The 21,799-nt window shown below is 71.5% G+C and carries 19 protein-coding genes and 1 pseudogene; 10 read left to right on the top strand and 10 right to left on the bottom strand.

Translation table 11 applies throughout. The features are described 5' to 3' along the window. Positions 1-13 precede the first annotated feature (13 nt). The gene (locus ACPOLB_RS09120; RefSeq protein WP_425261018.1) at positions 14-973 is read right to left on the bottom strand and encodes a helix-turn-helix domain-containing protein; all 960 of its coding nucleotides are present in this window, start codon (positions 971-973) and stop codon (positions 14-16) included. A gap of 234 nt (positions 974-1,207) precedes the next feature. Between ACPOLB_RS09120 and ACPOLB_RS09115 the strand changes: the two genes are divergently transcribed. The 6 genes and pseudogenes from ACPOLB_RS09115 to ACPOLB_RS09090 all read left to right on the top strand — a co-directional run bounded on the left by ACPOLB_RS09115 (position 1,208) and on the right by ACPOLB_RS09090 (position 7,249). Then, on the top strand, positions 1,208-2,401 hold the full coding sequence (locus ACPOLB_RS09115; protein WP_425261017.1) for an amino acid ABC transporter substrate-binding protein: 1,194 nt from the start codon (positions 1,208-1,210) through the stop codon (positions 2,399-2,401). A gap of 25 nt (positions 2,402-2,426) precedes the next feature. Then, on the top strand, positions 2,427-3,308 hold the full coding sequence (locus ACPOLB_RS09110; protein WP_425261016.1) for a branched-chain amino acid ABC transporter permease: 882 nt from the start codon (positions 2,427-2,429) through the stop codon (positions 3,306-3,308). A 1-nt stretch (position 3,309) separates the two neighbouring features. Next, positions 3,310-4,275, top strand: coding sequence for a branched-chain amino acid ABC transporter permease (locus ACPOLB_RS09105; RefSeq protein ID WP_425261014.1), 966 nt, complete (start codon positions 3,310-3,312; stop codon positions 4,273-4,275). Beyond that, positions 4,272-5,018: an ABC transporter ATP-binding protein gene (locus ACPOLB_RS09100; protein ID WP_425261013.1), complete on the top strand. Its 747-nt coding sequence runs from the start codon at positions 4,272-4,274 to the stop codon at positions 5,016-5,018. The genes ACPOLB_RS09105 and ACPOLB_RS09100 overlap by 4 nt, the downstream gene beginning before the upstream one ends. Further along, positions 5,015-5,476, top strand: a pseudogene (locus ACPOLB_RS09095) (ATP-binding cassette domain-containing protein); the annotation flags it as partial. The gene ACPOLB_RS09100 and the pseudogene ACPOLB_RS09095, both read left to right, overlap by 4 nt. 333 nt (positions 5,477-5,809) lie before the next feature. Continuing rightward, positions 5,810-7,249: an aldehyde dehydrogenase gene (locus ACPOLB_RS09090; protein WP_425261900.1), complete on the top strand. Its 1,440-nt coding sequence runs from the start codon at positions 5,810-5,812 to the stop codon at positions 7,247-7,249. On the opposite strand, the gene ACPOLB_RS09085 is transcribed toward ACPOLB_RS09090, so the two are convergent. The 4 genes from ACPOLB_RS09085 to ACPOLB_RS09070 are packed head-to-tail and all read right to left on the bottom strand — an operon-like array spanning position 7,237 to position 10,664. Then, positions 7,237-8,226: a branched-chain amino acid ABC transporter permease gene (locus ACPOLB_RS09085; protein WP_425261012.1), complete on the bottom strand. Its 990-nt coding sequence runs from the start codon at positions 8,224-8,226 to the stop codon at positions 7,237-7,239. The genes ACPOLB_RS09090 and ACPOLB_RS09085 overlap by 13 nt on opposite strands. Then, positions 8,223-9,137: a branched-chain amino acid ABC transporter permease gene (locus tag ACPOLB_RS09080; RefSeq protein ID WP_425261011.1), complete on the bottom strand. Its 915-nt coding sequence runs from the start codon at positions 9,135-9,137 to the stop codon at positions 8,223-8,225. Before ACPOLB_RS09080 ends, ACPOLB_RS09085 begins: the two co-directional genes overlap by 4 nt. Position 9,138: 1 nt before the next feature. Beyond that, a complete protein-coding gene (locus ACPOLB_RS09075; protein WP_425261010.1) occupies positions 9,139-9,897 on the bottom strand; it encodes an ABC transporter ATP-binding protein in 759 nt (252 codons plus the stop codon). Further along, on the bottom strand, positions 9,894-10,664 hold the full coding sequence (locus tag ACPOLB_RS09070) for an ABC transporter ATP-binding protein (protein WP_425261009.1): 771 nt from the start codon (positions 10,662-10,664) through the stop codon (positions 9,894-9,896). Before ACPOLB_RS09070 ends, ACPOLB_RS09075 begins: the two co-directional genes overlap by 4 nt. 25 nt (positions 10,665-10,689) lie before the next feature. Here ACPOLB_RS09070 and ACPOLB_RS09065 point away from each other — a divergent pair, with 25 nt between their 5' ends. From ACPOLB_RS09065 to ACPOLB_RS09050, 4 genes are all read left to right on the top strand, one after another. Then, positions 10,690-11,040, top strand: a complete 351-nt coding sequence (locus tag ACPOLB_RS09065; protein WP_425261008.1) for a TIGR04076 family protein — start codon at positions 10,690-10,692, stop codon at positions 11,038-11,040. A gap of 3 nt (positions 11,041-11,043) precedes the next feature. After that, positions 11,044-12,069, top strand: coding sequence for an aldo/keto reductase (locus ACPOLB_RS09060; protein WP_425261007.1), 1,026 nt, complete (start codon positions 11,044-11,046; stop codon positions 12,067-12,069). A gap of 20 nt (positions 12,070-12,089) precedes the next feature. Continuing rightward, positions 12,090-13,394: an ABC transporter substrate-binding protein gene (locus ACPOLB_RS09055; RefSeq protein ID WP_425261006.1), complete on the top strand. Its 1,305-nt coding sequence runs from the start codon at positions 12,090-12,092 to the stop codon at positions 13,392-13,394. A gap of 91 nt (positions 13,395-13,485) precedes the next feature. Then, positions 13,486-14,961: an aldo/keto reductase gene (locus ACPOLB_RS09050; RefSeq protein WP_425261005.1), complete on the top strand. Its 1,476-nt coding sequence runs from the start codon at positions 13,486-13,488 to the stop codon at positions 14,959-14,961. Here ACPOLB_RS09050 and ACPOLB_RS09045 read toward each other — a convergent pair whose 3' ends face one another. The 5 genes from ACPOLB_RS09045 to boxC all read right to left on the bottom strand — a co-directional run bounded on the left by ACPOLB_RS09045 (position 14,962) and on the right by boxC (position 21,710). Then, positions 14,962-16,356 (bottom strand): 3-hydroxyacyl-CoA dehydrogenase NAD-binding domain-containing protein, encoded by a 1,395-nt coding sequence (locus ACPOLB_RS09045; protein ID WP_425261004.1) that lies wholly within the window; start codon positions 16,354-16,356, stop codon positions 14,962-14,964. Continuing rightward, complete coding sequence (locus ACPOLB_RS09040) at positions 16,353-17,141, bottom strand: enoyl-CoA hydratase-related protein (RefSeq protein ID WP_425261003.1); 789 nt, start codon at positions 17,139-17,141, stop codon at positions 16,353-16,355. Before ACPOLB_RS09040 ends, ACPOLB_RS09045 begins: the two co-directional genes overlap by 4 nt. Then, on the bottom strand, positions 17,141-18,370 hold the full coding sequence (boxA, locus tag ACPOLB_RS09035; RefSeq protein ID WP_425261899.1) for a benzoyl-CoA 2,3-epoxidase subunit BoxA: 1,230 nt from the start codon (positions 18,368-18,370) through the stop codon (positions 17,141-17,143). Before boxA ends, ACPOLB_RS09040 begins: the two co-directional genes overlap by 1 nt. Positions 18,371-18,520: 150 nt before the next feature. After that, entirely contained in the window at positions 18,521-19,948 is a 1,428-nt protein-coding gene (gene boxB, locus ACPOLB_RS09030; RefSeq protein WP_425261002.1) for a benzoyl-CoA 2,3-epoxidase subunit BoxB, read from the bottom strand. Positions 19,949-20,051: 103 nt separating this feature from the next. After that, on the bottom strand, positions 20,052-21,710 hold the full coding sequence (boxC, locus tag ACPOLB_RS09025) for a 2,3-epoxybenzoyl-CoA dihydrolase (RefSeq protein ID WP_425261001.1): 1,659 nt from the start codon (positions 21,708-21,710) through the stop codon (positions 20,052-20,054). Positions 21,711-21,799: the final 89 nt, after the last annotated feature.

Here is a 21,799-nt window from a genome sequence, read left to right as displayed (position 1 = left end):
CGCCGCCGGGCGTTCAGGCCGCGGCCGCGCCGCGCCGGTAGTCGCTGGGCGGCAGCCCCAGGTGGGCGCGGAACACGCGGCTGAAGTGCGCCATGTTCTGGAAGCCGAAACCGATGGCGATGTCGGTGATCGAGCGGTGGTCGTGGGCGCGGTCGTCGAAGGTGCGCCGGCAGGCTTCCAGGCGCCGCGCCAGGATGTAGCCGGCCACGCCGTCGGGTTCTTCGCTGAACGCGTTGTAGAGCTGGCGCCGGCTGCAGTTCAGCGCCAGCGCGATGCCGTCGACCGTCAGCGTGCTGTCGCCCAGGTGTTCGGCGACGTGCTGCTTGATGCGTTCGCGCAGCGCCTCGCGCTGCGTCTGCGCGGTGCCGATGCCGGCCAGGTCCAGCATCGACAGGTGCACGAACTGCGCGATCGCGTCGCCCACGCCGCGGGCTGCGGCCTCGCTCATGCCCGGCAGTTCGCGGTAGGCGCTGCGCATGGTCTCCAGCGCCAGCCGCGCCACGCCGCCGCTGCCGCCCAGGCGGCGCGCCATCAGCGGGTCGAGCGCCAGCCCGCGCTCGGCCAGGCGCGCCTTGGGCACCATCACGATCAGGTGCTCCACGCGCACCGGGTTGGCCACCGCGTACGCGTCGGTGGTGTCGTAGATGCTCCACTGGTCGGGTGTGACCCAGGCCTCGCGGCCCTTCTGCTCGACGCCGGCGCAGCCGACCCAGGGCGCGACGATCTTCAGATACCCCACTTCGGACGCCCGCACCAGCTGTGCCGAGCGCATGACGCGGTGGCGGTTGGCTTCCAGCCGCGTCAGCACGATGTCGCCGGCGTGCACGGTGGCCATGCGGCCGTCGAAGCCGGTGTCGCCGTACAGGTCGGACTTCAGGCCGCAGAACAGCCGGTCGACCCAGTCGCCCCAGAAGCCCGCGCGCTCCGCCGGCGCCACCTGGTCGGTGCTCATCGTGCTGGTGGTGATGCCCATGGGGGTGTGCTCCTGGCGGGAAAGGCGGCAGCGTAGCGGCAAGCCCGGGCCGCCGGAAGGCCCGGGGTCGGGCGTTCGGGAAAGCCACTAGCCGCCGTGCACGGATCGTCAACCGCCGCTGCATGGCCGGGCAAGCAGCGCGTCGCCGGCCGCCCCACACTGCCGGCCGGGCAACGCGGGCCCGAAGACGCCAAGACCCGCGGCCCGCCGCCCCGCCACCAGGAGACACCCACCATGAGCAACCGCCGTTCCGTGCTCCAGACCGCTGCCGCCGCCGCAGCCACGCTGGCCCTGCCGACCCTCGCCCGCGCCCAGGCGGCGCCCGTGCGCATCGGCTACACGATGAGCCGCACCGGCCCCTGGACCACCGGGGCCCAGGTCAGCCAGGAGCCCAGCTACCTGCTGTGGGCCGAGCAGCAGAACGCTGCCGGCGGCCTGAACGTGAAGGGCACGAAGCGCCCGATCGAGCTGATCAGCAGCGACGACCGCAGCGACATGGAAACCGTGGTCCGCACCTACGAGAAGCTGATGGGCAGCGACAAGGTCGACCTGGTGCTGCCGCCCTGGGGCAGCGGCGCCAACTTCGCGGTCGCGCCGCTGGCCAACCGCTTCGGCTACCCGTTCCTGGCGCCCACCGCGCTGAGCCGCCGCCTGATCGAGATGAAGCTGCCGTACTTCTTCCTGATGCTGCAGCAGCCCAAGCCGATGTGCGAGGCGCTGGTCGACATGTTCAAGGCCAACGGCGTGAAGACCGTGGCCGTGCTCTACACCGACGAGCTGTTCGGGCTGGAGAACTACTCGGCGTTCAAGGTGGCGCTGCAGGGCTCGGGCCTCTCGATGGTGGAGGACAAGAGCTTCCCCACCGGCAGCAAGGACCTCTCGCCGGTGCTGCGCGCGATGAAGGACAAGAACCCCGACGCCTTCGTCGGCTTCACCTACCCGCCCGACACCATCCTGGCCAGCCGCCAGAGCAAGGAGATCGGCTTCAACCCGAAGTTCTTCTACACCAGCGTCGGCACCGCATTCCCGCTGTACCGCAACGTGATGCAGGCCGGCACCGAGGGTGTGCTGGGCATGGGCAGCTGGAACAGCAAGACCAGCGCCGGCGCCAAGGCCTTCTTCGACGCCCACGTGAAGAAGTTCGGCGCCGCCAAGGAGCCCGACCGCTGGGCCAGCGGCGCCGCCTGGGCGTCGCTGGAGATCCTGACCGCGGCCGTGGCCAAGGTCGGCCTGGACCGCAAGGCCATCCGCGACTTCGTGGCCGGCGGCGAGCACGACACCATCCTCGGCAAGATCAAGTTCGCCGGCAGCGAGAACGTCGGCACGCCCGGCACCGTGGGCCAGTGGCAGAAGGGCGAGTTCGAGGTCGTGTGGCCGAAGGCCCGCGCCACCGCGCCGCTGCTGCCCGTGAAGCCGAACTGGGCCTGACGCACCCCGGGACGCCGCCGCAGCCATGTCGTTCCACGCCTGGTTCGAGCTGATCGCCTCCGGCCTCATCACCGGGGGCATCTACGCGCTGATCGCGCTCGGCCTCAACCTGCAGTACGGGCTGATGCGCGTGCTGAACATCGCGCACGGCGAGTTCCTGATGCTGGGCGCCTTCCTCACCTGGGCGGCGCAGACCACGCTGGGGCTGTCGCCGCTGCTGATGATCCCGGTGAGTTTCGCGCTGCTGATGGGCCTGGGCCTGGTGGTGCACCGGCTGGCGTTCCGGCGCCTCACGCGCACCAGCCCCAACCTCGACGTGTTCGAGGCGCGCGGGCTGATGGTCAGCTTCGGCCTGATGTTCCTGGTGCAGAACTTCGCGCAGATGGTCTGGGGCGGCGACCTGCGCGGCTACGACTTCCTGGCCGACCCGGTTCCGGTGGCCGGCGCGCAGTTCGCCGGCAACAAGCTGCTGCTGTTCGTGCTGGCGCTGGCGATCTCGGGCGCGCTCATCGTCGTGCTGCAGCGCACGCTGCTGGGCAAGGGCGTGCGCGCGCTGATGCAGAGCCCGACCGGCGCGCGCCTGGTCGGCATCGACACCGAACGCCTGCACCCGCTGATGTTCGGCGTCGGCCTGGGGCTGTCGGGCGTGGCCGGCTGCCTGCTGTCGATGAGCTACACGATCAGCCCGTCGATGGGCGAGCCCTACACGGTGACGGCGCTGATCGTCATCACGCTCGGCGGCTTCGGCAGCATGGCCGGCGCGCTGGCCGGCGGGCTGGCGCTGGGCGTGGTGGAAGCGGTGGGCATGCACTTCACCAACCCGTCGCTGAAGAGCCTGCTGAGCTACGGCATCTTCATCGCCGTGCTGCTGTGGAAACCCAACGGTCTGTTCACGAAGACGAGATGACATGCAGCGAGACTGGCTGATTCTGCTGGCCCTGGCCGGCTGGGCCCTGGCGGTGCCGCACTACGGCAGCGACTTCGTCGTGTCGCTGGCGCTGTCGTGCCTGATGTACGCCGCGCTGGCGTCGAGCTGGAGCCTGTTCTGCGGCGCCACGCGCTACATGTCGCTGGCCACCGCGGCCTTCTTCGGCATCGGCGCCTACACCAGCGCGCTCACGCTCGAACAGCTGCCCTGGCTGGGCGCGGTGGGCCTGGGCGCGGTGGTCGCCGCCGTGGTGGCGCTGGTGATGGGTGCGGCCGTGCTGCACCTGCGCGGCACCTACTTCGCGGTGCTGACCTTCGGCATGACGGAGCTGATCCGCCACGCCATCAGCTACTGGGAGAAGCAGGTCAGCGGCACCGTGGGCCGCGTGCTCACCGTGGTGCCCGAGCGCGACACCGTGTACCTCACGGTGCTGGGCCTGGCGGTGCTGGCGCTGGCGGTGGCCATCGTCGTGCGGCGCAGCCGCTTCGGGCTTGCGCTGAACGGCATCGGCGCCGACGAGCAGCGCGCGCAGACGCTGGGCGTGAACACCCGGCTCGTGAAGACCGCGGGCTTCGCGCTCACCGCCGCCTTCGCCGGCGCGGTGGGAGCGGCGATGAGCGTGCGCTGGACCTACATCGACCCGGTGACGGTGTTCAACCCCTTCATCGGCTTCCAGACCGTGCTGATCGCACTGATCGGCGGCGCCGCGACGCTGTGGGGCCCGGTGCTGGCCGCCGTGGTCTTCAGCCTGCTGGCCGAGACGCTGCGCCTGCAGATGCCGCAGCTGTACATGATGACGCTGGGCCTGCTGCTGATCCTGTGCGTGCTGTACCTGCCCGGCGGCCTGGCCAGCGTGCGCCAGGCCACGTTCGTGGCGTGGCGCGACGACATCCGCGGCTGGTGGCGCGACCTGCGCGGTGGCAAGAAGCGTGGAGCCGCGGCATGAACGGCCACCCCTTGCTGGAAGCCCGCGACGTCACCGTGCGCTTCGGCGGCCTGGTGGCGGTGGACGGCGTCAGCGCCGCCTTCGCGCCGGGCGAACTGGTCGGCATCATCGGCCCCAACGGCGCCGGCAAGACGACCTTCTTCAATGCCCTCTCGGGCGTGCAGGCCACCACCGCGGGCGCGCTGTTCGCGCAGGGCGAGCGCCTCACCGGCGCGCCCGCGCACCGCTACGCGCGCCACGGCATCGCACGCACCTTCCAGACGCCGCGCGTGTTCGGCGAACTCAGCGTGCACGCCAACATCGACTTCGGCCTGCAGTTCGCCGGCCGCGGCCGCACGGCATCGTGGCTGCTGAAGGACGCGGCCAGCATCCTGGCGCTGATCGGCCTGTCGGCGCAGGCGGCGCTGCCCGCCGCGGCCGTCACGCCCAGCCAGCAGCGGCTGCTGGAGATCGGCATGGCGCTGGCGACAAGGCCCAAGCTGCTGCTGCTGGACGAGGTGGCCGCCGGCCTGACCGAACACGAGATCGAGGCGATGGCGCAGCTGATCCGTCGCCTGCGCGACGAACTGGACCTCACGGTGATCTGGATCGAGCACGCGGTGACGACGCTGCTGCGCCACGTGGAGCGTGTGCTGGTGCTGCACCAGGGCCGCAAGATCGCCGACGGCAGCCCGAGCGAGGTGGTGCGCAACGGCGAAGTGATCGAGGCCTACCTGGGCGACGAGATGGTCGAAGCCGCATGAACAACGACATCGAAGCCGCGCTCGACCGCAAGCTGGCGCACCTGCAGGTGCGCGGCCTGTCCGCGGGCTACGGCAACTTCCTGGTGCTGCGCGACATCACGCTGGAAGCCCGCCCCGGGCTCACCGTGATCCTGGGTCCCAACGGCGCCGGCAAGACGACGCTGCTGAAGGCGCTGAACGGGTTGATCCCGCGCCAGGGTACGGTGCTGCTGGACGGCGAGGCGATTCCCGCCGACGCCAAGACCGACACCATCGTGCGGCGCGGCATGGCGCTGGTGCCCGAAGGCCGGCAGCTGTTCGCGCAGATGACGGTGGCCGAGAACCTCGAGCTCGGCGGCTGGCTCGTGCCGCCCGGCGAACGCGCCGAGCGCCTGCGGCACGCGCTGCAGGACTTTCCGAAGCTGCGTGAACGCGCCACGCAGCTGGCCGGCACGATGAGCGGCGGCGAGCAGCAGATGGTGGCCGTGGCGCGCGCGCTGATGAGCGCGCCGCGGCTGCTGATGCTCGACGAACCCTCGTTGGGCCTGGCGCCGAAGATGGTGGACGAACTGCTGGCCATTGCGCGCCGCATTGCCGACGCCGGCACCACGGTGCTGATGGTCGAACAGAACGTGCGCAAGGCGCTGGCCGTGGCCGACCGCGGCTACGTGCTCGAACGCGGCACGCTGGTGGCCAGCGGCCCGGCCACGCTGCTGGCGCGCAGCAGCGTCATCCGCCACGCCTACCTGGGCAAGACGCCTGACCCGAAGAACACCTCGCAGTCCAAGGAGAAGACCGTGTCCGATCTCACCATGCTCATCAACGGCCTCGCCGTCAGCGCCGAAGGCGGCGCCACCTTCGAGCGCCGCAACCCGCTGGACGGCAGCGTCGCCACGCGCGCGCCGGCCGCCAGCGAGGCCGATGCCGTCGCGGCGGTGGACGCCGCTGCCGAAGCCTTCAAGACCTGGAGCCAGACCGGCCCCGGCGAGCGCCGCGCGCTGCTGCTGAAGGCCGCCGACGCGCTGGAGGCCAAGACGCCGAAGTTCATCGAGGCCGTGGCCGCCGAGACCGGCGCCACCGGCATGTGGGCCGGCTTCAACGTGCATCTGGCCGCCGGCATGGTGCGCGAGGCCGCGTCGCTGACGACGCAGATCAGTGGCGAGGTGATCCCGTCCGACGTGCCCGGCTCGCTGGCGATGGGGCTGCGCCAGCCCGCCGGCGTGGTGCTGGGCATCGCGCCCTGGAACGCGCCGGTGATCCTGGGCGTGCGTGCGCTGTGCGTGCCGCTGGCCTGCGGCAACACGGTGGTCTTCAAGGGCAGCGAGAACTGCCCGCACACGCACCAGCTGATCGTCGAGGCCTTCCAGGACGCCGGCTTCCCGCCCGGCGTGCTGAACTACATCACCAACGCCCCGGCCGACGCGGCCAAGGTGGTGGAGGCGATGGTCGCGCACCCGGCCGTGCGGCGCGTGAACTTCACCGGCAGCACGCGCGTGGGCAAGCTGATCGCGATGACCTGCGCCAAGTACCTGAAGCCCGCGGTGCTGGAACTCGGCGGCAAGGCGCCGCTGCTGGTGCTGGACGACGCGAACCTGGAAGACGCGGTGAACGCCGCGGCCTTCGGCGCCTTCGCCAACAGCGGCCAGATCTGCATGAGCACCGAGCGCCTCGTGGTCGACCGCAAGATCGCCGACGACTTCGCGGCGCTGTTCGCGAAGAAGGCCAAGGGCCTGCCGTTGGGCGACCCGCGCAAGCCCGACCCGGTGGTGCTGGGCTCGGTGATCGGCATGGGCACGGTGGAGCACTGCAACGCGCTGATCGACGACGCCATCGCCAAGGGCGCGAAGCTGCTGTGCGGCGGCAAGGCCGACAGCACGCTGATGCCGGCCACCGTGCTGGACCACGTGACGCCGCGCATGCGCATCTACCACGAGGAAACCTTCGGCCCGGTGAAGTGCATCGTGCGCGTGGACGGCGACGACGCGGCCGTGGCCTGCGCCAACGACAACGACTACGGCCTGTCGGCGGCCGTGTTCAGCCGCGACGTGGCGCGGGCGATGAACGTGGCCCGGCGCATCGAGAGCGGCATCTGCCACGTCAACGGCCCCACCGTGCACGACGAGGCGCAGATGCCCTTCGGCGGCGTCAAGGGCTCGGGCCTGGGCCGCTTCGGCGGCAAGGCCGGCATCGCCGAGTTCACCGAGCTGCGCTGGGTGACGGTGCAGACGACGCCGCGCCACTATCCCTTCTGAGCGTCGCCCTTCTGCGCATGGCGTGACACCGCGGTCTGCGCCCCCAGCAGGCCGCGCGGGCGCAGCACCAGCATCAACGCGATCAGCAGCCCGATCAGCACCACCTGCAGCGCCGCAGCGCGTGCCTGCTCGGCCTGCGGGATCCAGTCGCGCAGCAGCGCGCCGGCGGCGCTCCACACGCCCCACACGACGAAGGCGCCCAGCACCGCGCCGCGGTTGTTGCCGGCGCCGCCGACGATCAGCATCGCCCACAGCTGGAAGGTCAGGATGGGCAGGAAGTCCTCGGGCGCGATGTAGCCGACGAAGTGCGCGTAGACCGCACCGCCCAGCCCCATCAGCATGCTGCCCAGCACCATGCTCTGCAGCCGGAACACGAAGGCGCGCTTGCCCAGCGAGGCCGCCGCGTCCTCGTCTTCGCGGATCGCACGCAGCACGCGCCCCCACGGGCTGCGCACCAGGCGTTCCAGCGCCACGTACACCCCCAGCAGCAACGTGCCGGCCAGCGCCAGGTAGCCGAGCGTCCAGCCGAGCCCGGTGCCCAGCCAGCCCTGCAGCGGCTTGGGGATGAACTGCACGCCGAACGGGCCGCCGGTGAGGGGCTGCGCGTTGGCCGCGACGAGCTGGATCGTCACCGCGATGCCGAAGGTGGTGATGGCCAGGTAGTCGTCGCGCAGCCGCAATGCCACCGCGCCCACCAGCAGGCCGGCCAGCCCCGAGACGCCCATCGCTGCCAGCCAGCCCGAGGCCACCGGCCAGCCCAGCCCGCCCAGGCGGTCGGGCGTGTCGGGCGTGGTCAGCAGCGCCGAGGTGTAGGCGCCCACGGCCACGAAGCCGGCCACGCCGACGTTGAACAGCCCCGTGTAGCCCCACTGCAGGTTCAGCCCCAGCGCGATGATCGCGAAGCTGGTGGCAAACACCAGGAAGAAGCTGCCGTAGGACAGCCAGCCGGTGAGCCAGCCCATCACGTCGGCGCTCATGCCTTGTCTCCGAACAGCCCGTTGGGCCGCAGCAGCAGGATGCTGATCAGCACCACGAAGGCCGCTGCCGCGCGGTACTCGGCGCCCACCACCGACACCGCCAGGCTCTCGGCAATGCCGACGATCAGCCCGCCCAGCACCGCGCCCCAGACCGAGCCGATGCCGCCCAGGATCACGGCTGCGAACAGCGGCAGCAGCAGGTCCAGCCCCAGCGTCGGCCGCAGCTGCACCGTGAGGCCGGCGAACACGCCCGCCACTGCCGCCAGCACGCCGCCGATGACCCAGGTGGCGCGCAGCACGCGTTCGGGGTCGATGCCGGCCACGCGTGCGAGCTGCGGGTTCATCGCCGTGGCGCGCATCGCGCGGCCCAGCGTGCTGCGCTGCAGGAACAGGTGCAGCGCGGTCACGGTGACGGCAGTCAGCCCCAGCACGAACATCTGGTCGGGCGTGACGCGCATGCCGCCCCACACGCTGCGCGGCAGCAGCGCGATGGCGATCTGCAGCTCCTGGCTGTAGTACTGCGGCACGCCGCCGTAGAAGAACAGCAGCAGGTTGCGCAGCGCCAGCGCGGCGCCGAAGCTGGCGATCACCAGCGTGATCGCCCCCTGCCTGCGCAGGCGCTGGAACAGGCTCCAGTCCAATGCCAGCGCCAGCAGCGCCGTCAGCAGCGCCGACACCGCCAGCGCCGCCAGCAGCGGCCAGCCGAACGAGAACGGCGCCAGCGGCGTGCCCGGCAGCCCGAAGGCGGTGAACACGCCCAGCGCCGTGAACGCGAAGTACGCGCCCCAGGCCAGCAGCTCGCCGTGGCCGAAGTTCGAGAAGCGCAGGATGGAGAAGGTCAGGCTCAGGCCGATGGCACCCAGCGACACCACCGAGCCGATCACCAGGCCGTCGGTCAGGATCTGCAGCATGTCAGTGGGTAGCCGGTGCGGTGGTGGTGGCGGCGGCGCCCGGCGCCGCGTGCCGGCCCAGGTACAGCTCGGCCATGCGCGGGTCGTGCAGCAGCGCCTGGCTGCTGGCGACGATGCGCTCGCGGCCTTCCACCAGCACCGCGGCGCGGTCGGCCACGGCCAGCGCGGCCTTCACGTTCTGCTCCACCAGCAGCACCGTGACGCCGCTGTCGCGCACACTGCGCAGCTGCGCCAGCACCTCGCCCACCAGCTTGGGGCTGAGGCCGGCCGAGGGTTCGTCGAGCACCAGCACACGCGGCCGCGCGATCAGCGCGCGCGCCACCGCCAGCATCTGCCGCTGTCCGCCCGAGAGCCGGCCCGCGCGCAGCGTGCGCTGGCGCGCGAGGTCGGGGAACATCGCGTACACCGGGTCCAGCCGCTCGCGGCGGTCGGCGCGCAGCAGCGCGGCGGCGAGCTCCAGGTTCTCGGCGATGCTGAGGTTGGCGAAGATGTTCTCGGTCTGCGGCACGAAGGCCAGGCCCTCGAACACCAGGCGGTGCGCCGGCACGCGCGTGATGTCGTGCCCGTGCAGCAGCACGCGCCCGGCGCTGACGGGCACCAGGCCCGCCACCGCCTTCACCAGCGTCGACTTGCCGGCGCCGTTGGGGCCGAGGATGGCGACGATCTCGCCCGGCGCCACCGCCAGCGAGGCGCCGCGCACGATCGGCAGGCCGGGTTCGTAGCCGGCCTCGAGCGCCTCGATGGCGAGCGCGGCCGTCATGCCGCGTCGCCCAGGTAGGCCTCGACCACCCGCGGGTCGCGCAGCACGGTGGCGGCGTCGCCCGACAGCAGCAGCCGGCCCTGCGCCATCACCATCACCGGGCGGCACAGCGTCATCACGAGGTCCATGTTGTGTTCGATGATCAGGAAGCTCACGCCCTGCCGGTTCAGCGCCGAGATCTTGTCGACGATCTGGTCCAGCAGCGCCGGATTGACGCCGGCGCCGGGCTCGTCCAGCAGCACCAGGCGCGGCGCGGCCACCATCACGCGCGCCAGCTCCAGCAGCTTGCGCTGACCGCCCGAGAGCACGCGCGCGGGCTGCTGCACCAGCGCACCCAGGCCCACGAAGTCCAGCCAGTGCAGCGCCGCGTCGCGCGTGTGCCGCTCCTGCGCGGCCACCGCGCCGGGGCGCAGCCAGTTGGCCCAGAAGCGTTCGCCGAGCTGGCCGGTGGGCGCCAGCATCACGTTCTCGAGCACCGTCATCTCGGGGAAGGGGCGCGGGATCTGGAAGGTGCGCGCCAGGCCGGCGGCGAACACGCGGCTGGGCGGCGCGCCGGCGATGTCCTGCCCGTCCAGCAGCACGCGGCCGCCGGTGGGCTGCAGCGCGCCGGCCAGGCAGTTGAAGAGCGTGGTCTTGCCCGCGCCGTTGGGGCCGATGAGCCCGCCGATGGCGCCGCGCGCCAGGGAAAACGAGACGCCGTCGACGGCCCGGTGGCCACCGAAAGCTTTGGTAACCTCGGTCGCCACCAGCAGTTCGTCGCTTTGCATTGCGGCGCGGAGGATAGCCCAGCCCATGCCCGACCATCGATTCGAGCTCTACGACCTGCGGGTCGAGGTGGTGGCGCCGGAAGGCGCCGTGATCCAGTGCAACGCACGGGTCGGCGACTGGTTCGAGGTGCGCGGCGAACTGCTGCACTTCCCGCCCGGCCAGGGCTTCTCGATGTACTCGCTGGCGGCGCTGCTGCCGCTGCTGCCGGCCAAGCAGCGCGCCACCCACCCGAACGACTGGATGAGCACCGACGCCGAGGTCGCGTGCCCCGACCCGCATTGCCCGACGCGCTTTCGCATCACCCGCCTGGGCAAGCGCAGCTTCCGCCACGCCGAGACCACCGCGGTGCCGCTGCCGCCTGCAGACCAGCCCTGAACGATGACCATCGAGACCATTGAACTCGCGCCCGGCTACCGCATCCCGCGGCTGATCCGCGGCGGCTGGCAGCTCGCCGGGGACCACGGTCCGGTCGACCGCGAACGTGCCATCGCCGACATCGCCGCCTACGTCGACGCCGGCCTGAACACGGTCGACGGCGCAGACATCTACACCGGCGTCGAGGCCTTGTACGGCGCGTTCAACACGCGCCGCCGCGCGCAGGGCCTGGCGCCGCTGCAGGTGCACACCAAGTGCGTGCCCGACCTGGCCGAGCTGGCGCAGGTGGACGCCGCCTACATCCGCCGCATCGTCGAACGCTCGCTGCAGCGGCTGGCGGTGGAGCGGCTGGACCTGGTGCAGTTCCACTGGTGGGACCTGGCCGTGCCCGGCATGCTGCCCGCCGCGCAGGCGCTGGCCGCGCTGCAGCGCGAGGGCCTGATCGCGCTGGTGGCGGGCACCAACTTCGACACGCCCAGCACGCTGGCGCTGCGCGACGCCGGCGTGCCGATGGCGAGCATGCAGGTGCAGTACTCGCTGCTCGACCGCCGCCCCGCGCACGGCCTGGTGGCCACCGGCGTGCCGCTGCTGTGCTACGGCACGCTGGCCGGCGGTTTCTTCAGCAGCCGCTGGCTGGGCGCGCCCGAGCCCGGCGCCGAGCTGACGAACCGCTCGCTCATCAAGTACAAGCTGGTGATCGACGACTACGGCGGCTGGACCGCGTTCCAGCAGCTGCTGCAGGCGCTGCAGGCCATCGCGCAGCGCCACGGCGTCGGCCTCTCGACAGTGGCCACGCGCTGGGTGCTCGACCAGCCGGGCGTGGCCGCGGCCATCGTCGGCGCGCGCTATGCCGACCACCTGGACGACATGCTGGCGGTGTTCCGCCTGCGCCTGGATGCCGAGGACCACGCACTGCTCGCGCCGCTGCTGGCCGCCCACCCGGGCATGGCCGGCGACACCTACACGGCCGAACGCGACCGCCACGGCCGCCACGGCCGCATCATGAAATACAACCTCAACAAGTCCTGAACCCCCGGAGGATGCCCACCATGCCCACCCCACGTTCGACCCTGACCGTCTCCACGCTGGCCCTGGCGGCCATCACCACCACGCTGGGCCTGGCGCCGCTGGCCGTCCAAGCCCAGGCCCCCGCCTGCACGCACACCGCCGGCATGGTGGTGTCGCTGACCGGCGCCGCCGGCCGCTTCGGCCAGGCCGCGGCGAAGTCGGTGGAGCTCGCGTTCGGCGAACTGAACAAGGCCGCCGGTGCCCAGGGCATCGCCGGCTGCAAGCTGGCCTTCGACCTGCGCGACGCACAGAGCCAGGGCTCGGTGGCCGTGGACCAGGCGCGCCAGCTGGTCGACCTGAAGAAGGTGCCCGCCATCATCGGCGGCATCATCAGCTCGGTGTCGATCCCCATCGTCACCAGCGTCACCGCGCCGGCCGGCGTGGTGCAGATCTCGCCGGCGTCCACGTCGCCCACCCTGACGAAACTGGGCGTTGAGGGCAAGACCGGCGGCTGGTTCTTCCGCACCATCACCAGCGACGCGCTGCAGGGCACGGCGGCTGCCAAGTACGCGATGGACCAGGGCCTGCGCGACCTGGCGATCATCCACGTCAACAACGACTTCGGCGTCAACATGCTGGCCGAGTTCCGCCGCGCCTACGAGGCGCTGGGCGGCAAGATCCGCAGCGTCACGCCCTACAACGCGCAGCAGCCCAGCTACGCGGCCGAGGTCACCAACGCGCTGAAGAGCGACCCGCCGGCGCTGTACTTCATTGGCTACCCCGGCGACGGCACGACCATCGTGCGCACCTGGATCCAGCAGGGCGGGCCGCAGCGCTTCCTGCTCAACGACGGCATGAACGCCGCCGACTTCATCAAGGGCGTGGGCCCGCAGTTCCTGGCCAACGCCTTCGGCACCTCGTCGGGCACCACCAAGACGCCGTCGACCGAGTTCTTCGCCAGCGCCTACCCGGCCATGAGCGGCGGCTTCGATGCCGGCGCACCGGCCGCCGACCGCGCCTTCGACGCCGCGGCCATCCTCGGCCTGGCGATCGCGCATGCGGGCAAGTTCGAGGCCGCGGCCATCCGCGACGCGGTGCGCAAGGTCACCGACCCCGCCGGCGAGGTGGTGCATGCCGGCCCGCAGGGCTTCGCGCGCGCGCTGCAACTGGCGCGCGAGAAGAAGCCGCTGCGCTACGTGGGCGTGATCGGCGGCGCCAGCTTCGACAAGAACGGCGACATCCTCGGCCCCTTCCGCACCTGGCGCATCACGAACGGCGAGGTCACGACCGTGGGCCAGATGTCGGTCGAAGAAGTCGCCGCAGTGCAAGCCCGCCTCCCGAAATGACCCACCCCCGTAGCGCCTGCGGCGCTCCCCCTCGAGGGGGCGAACCCGGCGGCCGGGCACAGCCCGTCCGCGGCTTCCGCTTGGAACTCCGATGACGCGGCCGCCACGGCTGATGCTCGCGCCGGGGCTGGAGATCGCGCGCGTGGTCACCGGCCTGTGGCAGGTGGCCGACATGGAACGTGGCGGCACGCTGCTCGACCCCGTGCGCGCCGCCGCCGACATGGCGGGCTACGCCGCCGCCGGCTTCGACAGCTTCGACATGGCCGACCACTACGGCTCGGCCGAGGTCATCACCGGCGAGTTGCTGCACAGCCCGGGCGGGCAGGGCGTGCGCGCCTTCACCAAGTGGTGCCCGCCGCCGGGCCCGATGACGGCGGACGTGGTGCGCGCCGGCGTGCAGCGCTCGCTGGAGCGCATGCGCATCCACCGCATCGACCTGCTGCAGTTCCACTGGTGGACCTTCGAGCACCCGGGCTGGCTCAACGCGATGCTGGAGCTGGCGAAGCTGAAGGACGAAGGACTCATCGGCGCCATCGGCCTGACCAACTTCGACACCGCGCACCTGCGTGTGCTGCTGGCCGAAGGCGTGCCGGTGGCCAGCAACCAGGTCTGCATCAGCCTGCTCGACCGCCGCGCCACCGAGGCGATGCAGGCGCTGTGCCTGGAACGCGGCGTGCGGCTGCTGGCCTACGGCACGCTGGGCGGTGGCTTTCTCAGCGAACGCTGGCTGGGTGCCGAGGCGCCGGCCGAGGTGGGCGACTGGAGCAAGATGAAGTACCGCCGCTTCATCGACGCGGTGGGCGGCTGGGCTGCGCTGCAGGGCGTGCTGCGCGCGGCCGACGCCATCGCGAAGAAACACGGCGTGTCGATCGCCAACGTGGCCACGCGCTGGGTGCTGGAGCAGCCCGCGGTGGCGGCCGTCATCGTCGGCGCGCGGCTGGGCGAGCGCGAGCACCGCGCCGACAACCTGCGGCTGTTCGCCTTCAGCCTGGACGACGACGACCGCGCGCGGCTGCAGGCGGCCTTCGACGGCACCACGCGCATCCCCGGCGACTGCGGCGACGAATACCGCAAGCCGCCGTTCCTGACGGCGTCCGGCGACTTGAGCCACCACCTCGACGCGCTGCCGCCGGTGTGGCCGGCCGTGCCGATGCCGGCGCGGCCCGAGCGGCTGCGCGTGGACAGCGGCAGCGTGTGGGAGCCGCTGGCCGGCTACGCGCGCGCAGTGCGCGTGGGCGACCGCATCCTCGTCAGCGGCACCACGGCCACGCACGGCAGCGGCCGCGTGGTGGGCGGCGACGACGCGGGCGCGCAGGCGGTCTACATCCTCGACAAGATCGCCGCCAGCCTGGGCGCACTCGGCGGCCGCCTGGAAGACGTGGTGCGCACTCGCGTGTACCTCACGCACGCCAGCGACTGGCGCGCGGTGAGCGAGGTGCACGGCCGCTACTTCGGCGACATCCGCCCCGCCAACACGCTGCTGCAGGTGGGCGCGCTGATCGGCGAGGGCTACCGGGTGGAGATCGAGGCGGAGGCGGTGGTCGGGCCGGGTCCCCAGGCGCGCTAGTCAGGCCCGCCGCCGCAGCCCCGGGCTGACCCGGTAGCGCTCGCCGCGGTAGCAGGCGTCCAGCGCCTGCAGCACGTCGATGACGCCGGCCGCGCCCCAGCCGGCCAGCCACTCGAACGGGCCGGCGGGGTAGTTGACGCCGAGCTTCATCGCGGCGTCGGCGCCCTCGGGCGTGCACACGCCCTGCAGCACCGCGTCGCAGGCTTCGTTGACCAGCATCGCCAGCGTGCGCGCCACCACCAGGCCCGGCGTGTCGGCCACCGGCACCGGGGTGTGGCTCTGGGCCGTGATCCAGTCGAGCGCCTGCGCGCGCCAGGCGTCGCTGCAGCCGGGGGCGGCGGTGCAGGCCAGTGCGCCGCCGCCGCGCAGCGTGCGGTCGAACAGCACCACGTCGTGCGTGCCCAGCGCAGCGGCACGCTCGGCCGCGGTGCGGCCGTCCGTGGGCAGCACGTGGCCGGCGCCGTCGCTCCAGCCCGCGCCGGTGCGCGAGGGGCCGGCGTCCGGGGCCGGCGCGAAGGCCGGCAGGCCGTCGGGGTAGGTGTAGAAGCCGCGGCCGGTCTTGCGACCGAGCAGGCCGCCGTCGACCATCTCGCGCTGCACCAGCGACGGCATGTAGCGCTTGTCCTGGAAGTTGGCCTCGAACACCGAGCACGTCACCGCGAAGTTGGTGTCGTGGCCGATCAGGTCCATCAGCTCGCACGGCCCCATGCGGAAGCCGGCGGCGCGCAGGCAGGCGTCGATCTGCTGTGGCGTGGCCGCCTGTTCCAGCAGCAGCGCCAGCGCCTCGGCGTAGTACGGCCGCGCGATGCGGTTGACGATGAAGCCCGGCGTGCTGCGCGCGTGCACCGGCACCTTGCCCCAGGCGGCGGCGAGCGCGAAGACGGCGTCGGCCACCGGGCGTGCCGTCTGCAGCCCCGACACCACCTCCACCAGCTTCATCAGCGGCACCGGGTTGAAGAAGTGCATGCCCACCAGCCGCTGCGGCAGCCGCAGGCCGTTGGCGATGGCCGTGACGCTGATCGACGAGGTGTTGGTGGCCAGCACCGTGCCGTCGGCCACGATGCCTTCGAGCTGCCGGAACAGGCCGCGCTTGGCCGCCAGGTCTTCGACGATGGCCTCGACGACGAGCTGCGCATCGGCCGCATCGGCCAGCTGCGCCACCGGCGCGATGCGCGCCAGCGCGGCGTCCACTGCCGCAGCGTCCAGCTTGCCCTTGGCCACCAGCGCCTGCAGGCTGGCAGCGAGCTTGTCGCGGGCGCCAGCAGCAGCGCCCTCGCGTGTGTCGAACAGGCGCACCGGGTGGCCGGCCAGGGCCGCCACTTGCGCGATGCCCGCGCCCATGATGCCGGCGCCGACCACCAGCACCGGGGCGTCGTTCGGAAGGGTCGTGCTCATTGCGGGGTCCAGGTCGGCGGCCGCTTGGCCAGGAAGGCGGCGAAGCCTTCGCGGGCTTCGTCGGTGCCGCGCACGCGGGCGATGGTCTGCGCGCTGCGCTCGATGGCCTCGGCCGTGACCGGGCCCGGCTGCAGCTGCGCCAGGTAGTGCTTGATCTCGGCCTGCGCCGCGGGCCCGTTGGCCAGCAGTTGCGCCAGCGTCGCGTCGACCGCGGCGTCCAGCGCCTCCATCGGCTGCACCTGCTGCACCAGGCCGATGGCCAGCGCCTCGGCGGCGCCGATGCGTTCGGCCGTCAACGCCAGCCGGCGCGCCTGGCGCTTGCCCACCGCGTTCACGAGGTAGGGGCCGATGACCGACGGCAGGATGCCGAACTTCGCCTCGCTGACGGCGAAGCTGGCGTTGTCGGCGGCGATCGCGATGTCGCAGGCCGCGGCCAGCCCGACGCCGCCGCCGAGCGCCGCGCCCTGGATGCGCGCCACCACCGGCTTCGGGCAGGTGTCGATGCGCTGCAGCATCGCGGCGAAGCGCCGCGCGTCGGCCACGTTCCAGTCGAACGATGCGGTGCTGGCGCGCTGCATCCACTGCAGGTCGGCGCCGGCGCTGAAGTGCTTGCCGTCGCCGGCCAGCAGCACCACGCGCACGGCCGGGTCGGCGGCCAGCTGGGCGAACGCCGCGTCGAGCTCGCCGATCATCTGCTCGTCGAAGGCGTTGAACACCGCCGGGCGCGCCATGGTGAGCTGCGCCACGCCGGGGCGGCGCTGCGTGATCGCCAGGGTTTGGAGCATCAGTAGGTTTCCAGGTGCAGCCGGCCTTCGCGCTGCAGCGCTGCGGCGACGCCGTTCCAGTCCAGGCCGGCCTGCTGCGCCACGTCGCGCAGCGCCAGCACCACGCCTTCCTCCATCGCCTTCAGCCCGCAGACGTAGAAGTACGCGTTGGGGTCGGCCAGCAGCGGGCCCAGGTCGGCGGCGCGCTCGCGCATCAGGTCCTGCACGTAGCGCTTGGGCGCGCCGGGTGTGCGGCTGAACGCGAAGTGGATGTCGATGAAGTCCTTCGGCAGGTTCTGCAGCGGGCCGAAGTAGGGCAGCTCTTCCTGCGTGCGCGCGCCGAAGAACAGCATCAGCTTGCAGCCATCGAACTTGCCCGACTGGCGCAGGCGCCGCCGCCACTCGGTCATCGCGCGCATCGGCGCGCTGCCGGTGCCGGTGCAGATCATCACGATGTGGCTCTTCGGGTGGTTGGGCATCAGGAAGCTGGTGCCGAACGGGCCGATCACCTGCACCTGCGCGCCGACCTGCAGGTCGCACACGTAGTTGCTGGCCACGCCGCGGACCGGGCGGCCCTGGTGGTCTTCCAGCACGCGCTTCACGGTGAGCGACAGGTTGTTGTAGCCCGGGCGCTCGCCGTTGCGCGGGCTGGCCACCGAGTACTGGCGCGCGTGGTGCGGCCGGCCCGACGCGTCGGTGCCCGGCGGGACGATGCCGATCGACTGGCCTTCCAGCACCGGGAACGGCAGCTGCCCGAAGTCGAGCACCACGTGGTGCGTGTCGTACTCGTGCCCGACCGCGGTGACGCGCACGTTGCCGACCACCGTGGCGGTGATCGACGCTTCGCGGCCCTTGGGTCCGTACAGGTTGGTGTAGGCATGCGCGGCCGACCACGGCGGCAGCGTCGCGCCCACCGCGGCAGGGCTGGCCTGCGCGTCGGCCGCAGCCTGCGGCGCGTCGGCCACCGTGCCTTCCACAGCCTGCTGCGCCGGCAGCTCGTCCCACAACAGCTGCTCGGCCACGCTGTAGGCCTGCACCTTGGGCACCGTGCGCCAGTTGTCGATGCTGCCCGTGGGGCAGGGCGGCACGCAGGCCATGCACAGGTTGCACTTGTCCGCATCGACCACGTAGTTGCGGTCGTCGTGCGTGATCGCCCCCACCGGGCACGTGGCCTCGCAGGTGTTGCAGCGGATGCAGATCTCGGGGTCGATCAGGTGCTGCCTGATGACCATGACGTCGCTCGCGTCCATGACTGTGTTCTCCATCGGCGCAGTGTCGCACCCGTGCCCCTGTGCGCGCCCGCAGGGCGCCGCACGTCATCAAGCGAACGCCGTGGATCCGGCTCCGCCGGTCCACTGGCGTTGCCCCCTGGGGGGAGCGGCGCAGCCGCTACGGGGGGGTCAGTTGAACCTCACGTAGTCGAACTCGACAGGCTGCCGGTTGATGCCCATCACCGGCGGCGCGATCCAGTTCGCGAACTTGCCCGGCTCCACCACGCGGCCCATCAGGCTGGCCACGTAGGCGCGGTCCTGGCCCGAGGGCAGCCACTGGTCGACCATGGCGTTCCACTCGGCGTCGCTGACCACGCGGCCATCGGGCGACACCTTCACGCCCGAGAGCGCGCCGATGTTGCGGTGGAAGGCCTTGTGCGGCACGGTCAGCGTCACCGGGATGCCGGCCTTTTCCAGCACCTTGTTCCAGCGGCCGACGCCGGCCACGCTGTCCTTGATGTAGTCGTCGCGCAGCACCTCGTTCAGCGCGTTGAGCATCGGCACTTCCTTCTCGACCAGCTGCCCGCCGCGCGCTTCCAGCACCTTGTAGGTCTGGCCCTTGAGCACGTGGTCGTCGACGCGCTTGCCTTCCTCGTAGCGGCCCTTCAGGCCCGAGCTGTAGAAGATGGCGGCGTTGCTGCTCTCGTCGGAACCGAAGAGGTCGATCGTGACGCTGAAGTGGAAGTTGATGTAGCGCTGGATCGTCGGCAGGTCGATCACGCCGGCCGCGCGCAGCTTGCCCACGTCGTCGGTCTTCAGCTCGTTCATCTTCTGCGCCGTGCGCTGGATGACGCGGCTGATGCCCGACTCGCCCACGAACATGTGGTGCGCCTCTTCGGTCAGCATGAACTTCGTCGTGCGCGCCAGCGGGTCGAAGGCGCTCTCGGCCAGCGCGCACAGCTGGTACTTGCCGTCGCGGTCGGTGAAGTACGTGAACATGAAGAAGCTCAGCCAGTCGGGCGTGGCTTCGTTGAAGGCACCCAGGATGCGCGGGTTGTTCTGGTCGCCGCTGCGGCGTTCCAGCAGCGCCTCGCCTTCCTCGCGGCCGTCGCGGCCGAAGTACTTGTGCAGCAGGTAGACCATGGCCCACAGGTGGCGGCCTTCCTCCACGTTCACCTGGAACAGGTTGCGCAGGTCGTACTGGCTCGGTGCGGTCAGGCCCAGGTGGCGCTGCTGCTCGACGCTGGCAGGCTCGGTGTCGCCCTGCGTCACGATGATGCGGCGCAGGTTGGCGCGGTGCTCGCCGGGCACGTCCTGCCAGGCGTCCTCGCCCTTGTGGTCGCCGAAGTGGATCTTGCGGTTCTGCTCGGCCGGATTCAGGAAGATGCCCCAGCGGTAGTCGGGCATCTTCACGTGGCCGAACTGCGCCCAGCCCTGCGGATCGACGCTGACCGCGGTGCGCAGATAGACGTCGAAGTTCTGGCTGCCGTCCGGGCCCATGTCGTCCCACCAGCTCAGGAAGTTCGGCTGCCACTGCTCGAGCGCGCGCTTGAGCGTGCGGTCGTCCTCGAGGTTGACGTTGTTGGGGATCTTCTCGCTGTAGTTGATCGCAGTCACGTGCATCTCCTGTGTGATTCAAGCGGCCGCCGCGGATCCGGCTTGGCCGGGCCGCCGGCGGCGCCCCTTGAGGGGTGCGCCGTCAGGCGCTACGGGGTGGTCGTCAAACTCTGTTCCAGTCGAATTGGGCCTTGTCGCCTTTGCCGTAGACCTTCAGGGCGCCCTTCTCGCCGACCGCGTTGGGGCGCTGGAAGATCCAGTTCTGCCAGGCGGTGAGGCGGCCGAAGACGCGGGTGAACATGGTCTCGGGGCCGTTGAAGCGCAGGTTGGCTTCCAGGCCGGTCAGCGCGTCGGGCGACATCGCCACGCGTTCCTCGATCGCCAGCCGCGTCTCGTCGGCCCAGTCGATGTCGTCGGGGTTGCTCGTGACCAGGCCCAGCGCGTGGGCGGCGTCGGCGTCCAGCGGCTGGCCGAGCTGCGCGCGCACCGCGGCCAGTTCGGCAGCGTCGTCGTAGAAGCGGCGGCCCAGGCGGCTCTGGCCGGTGGCCATCGGGTACAGGCCGAAGTTCGCCTCGCTGGTGGCGATCTTGGGCGCGCGCTCCGGCTCGTCGGGCAGGGCCAGCTGGTAGCTGCGGTCGCAGGCCAGCGCCAGTTCCAGCAGCGTGCCGGCGAAACACGAGCCGGGCTCGACCAGCGCGAACAGGCTGCGCGAGGACACGTCGAGCCGGCTGAAGGCGCGGCGCAGGAAGCCGATGGTCTCGCGCACCAGCCAGTGGTCGCGGTGCGCCAGCAGCGTGGTGTCCAGCGCCAGCACGTCGGCCACGTCGCCCTGCGTCTTGATGAGCCAGGTGCCGATGTCGAGCTCGTTGGTGCGCATCGACAGGATCGCGTCGTCGAGGTCGCGTGCCAGCGCCAGCGGGTACCAGGCCGCGCCCTGCGCGGTGATGCCGGCGATGTCGGTGGGCTGCGCGCCCTGCGGGCCGCGCACCGTCCAGGTGGCGGTGCGCTTGGCGCGGTCGATCTCGACCGTGACGTGCGTGTAGCGCAGCGCGTCGGCCTCCACCGTGCGCTGCAGCGGCGTCAGCGCCACGCCTTGCACACCAGCCGGGCGGTCGCTGGCCTGCGCGAGTTCGAGCGCGCGTTCCTGCACCTTCTGCGCGAACACCGCCGGCTTGGCGATGTCGTCGACCAGCTTCCAGTCCTTGGCCTTCTGGCCGCGCACGCCTTCGACGCTGGTGCAGAAGATGTCGGCGCGGTCGTGGCGCACGCGGCGCTTGTCGGTCACGCGCGTCAGGCCGCCGGTGCCGGGCAGCACGCCCAGCAGCGGCACCTCGGGCAGGCTCACGGCGCTGCTGCGGTCGTCCACCAGCACGATCTCGTCGCAGGCCAGCGCCAGCTCGTAGCCGCCGCCGGCACAGGCGCCGTTCACCGCGGCCAGGAACTTCAGGCCGCTGTGCCGGCTGCTGTCTTCCAGGCCGTTGCGCGTCTCGTTGGTGAACTTGCAGAAGTTCACCTTCCAGGCGTGGCTGCTGACGCCCAGCATGAAGATGTTGGCGCCCGAGCAGAAGACCTTGTCCTTCGCGCTGGTGACGACCACGCTGCGCACCTCGGGGTGCTCGAAGCGGATGCGCTGGATGGCGTCGTGCAGCTCGATGTCCACGCCCAGGTCGTAGCTGTTGAGCTTGAGCTTGTAGCCGGGGGCCAGCCCGCCGTTCTCGTCGAAGTCGGCCAGCAGCGTGGCGACCGGCCCCTCGAAGCGCAGGGTCCAGTGGCGGTAGCGGGAGGGGTCGGTCTGGTAGTCGACGCGGGGGGCTGTGCTCATGGTGCTGGCTCCTGTGATGCAAAAAAGTGCATCTGCTGAATGCGTAGACGCAGCATAGTGCATACGTTTGCGCGCAGTCAAGCGCTGTT

The sequence above is a fragment of the Rubrivivax soli genome (genome assembly GCF_049810355.1).
Classification (GTDB): domain Bacteria; phylum Pseudomonadota; class Gammaproteobacteria; order Burkholderiales; family Burkholderiaceae_C; genus Rubrivivax.
The sequence above is the reverse complement of the archived record's forward strand: the minus strand, read 5'-3'. Positions and strand labels throughout refer to the sequence as shown.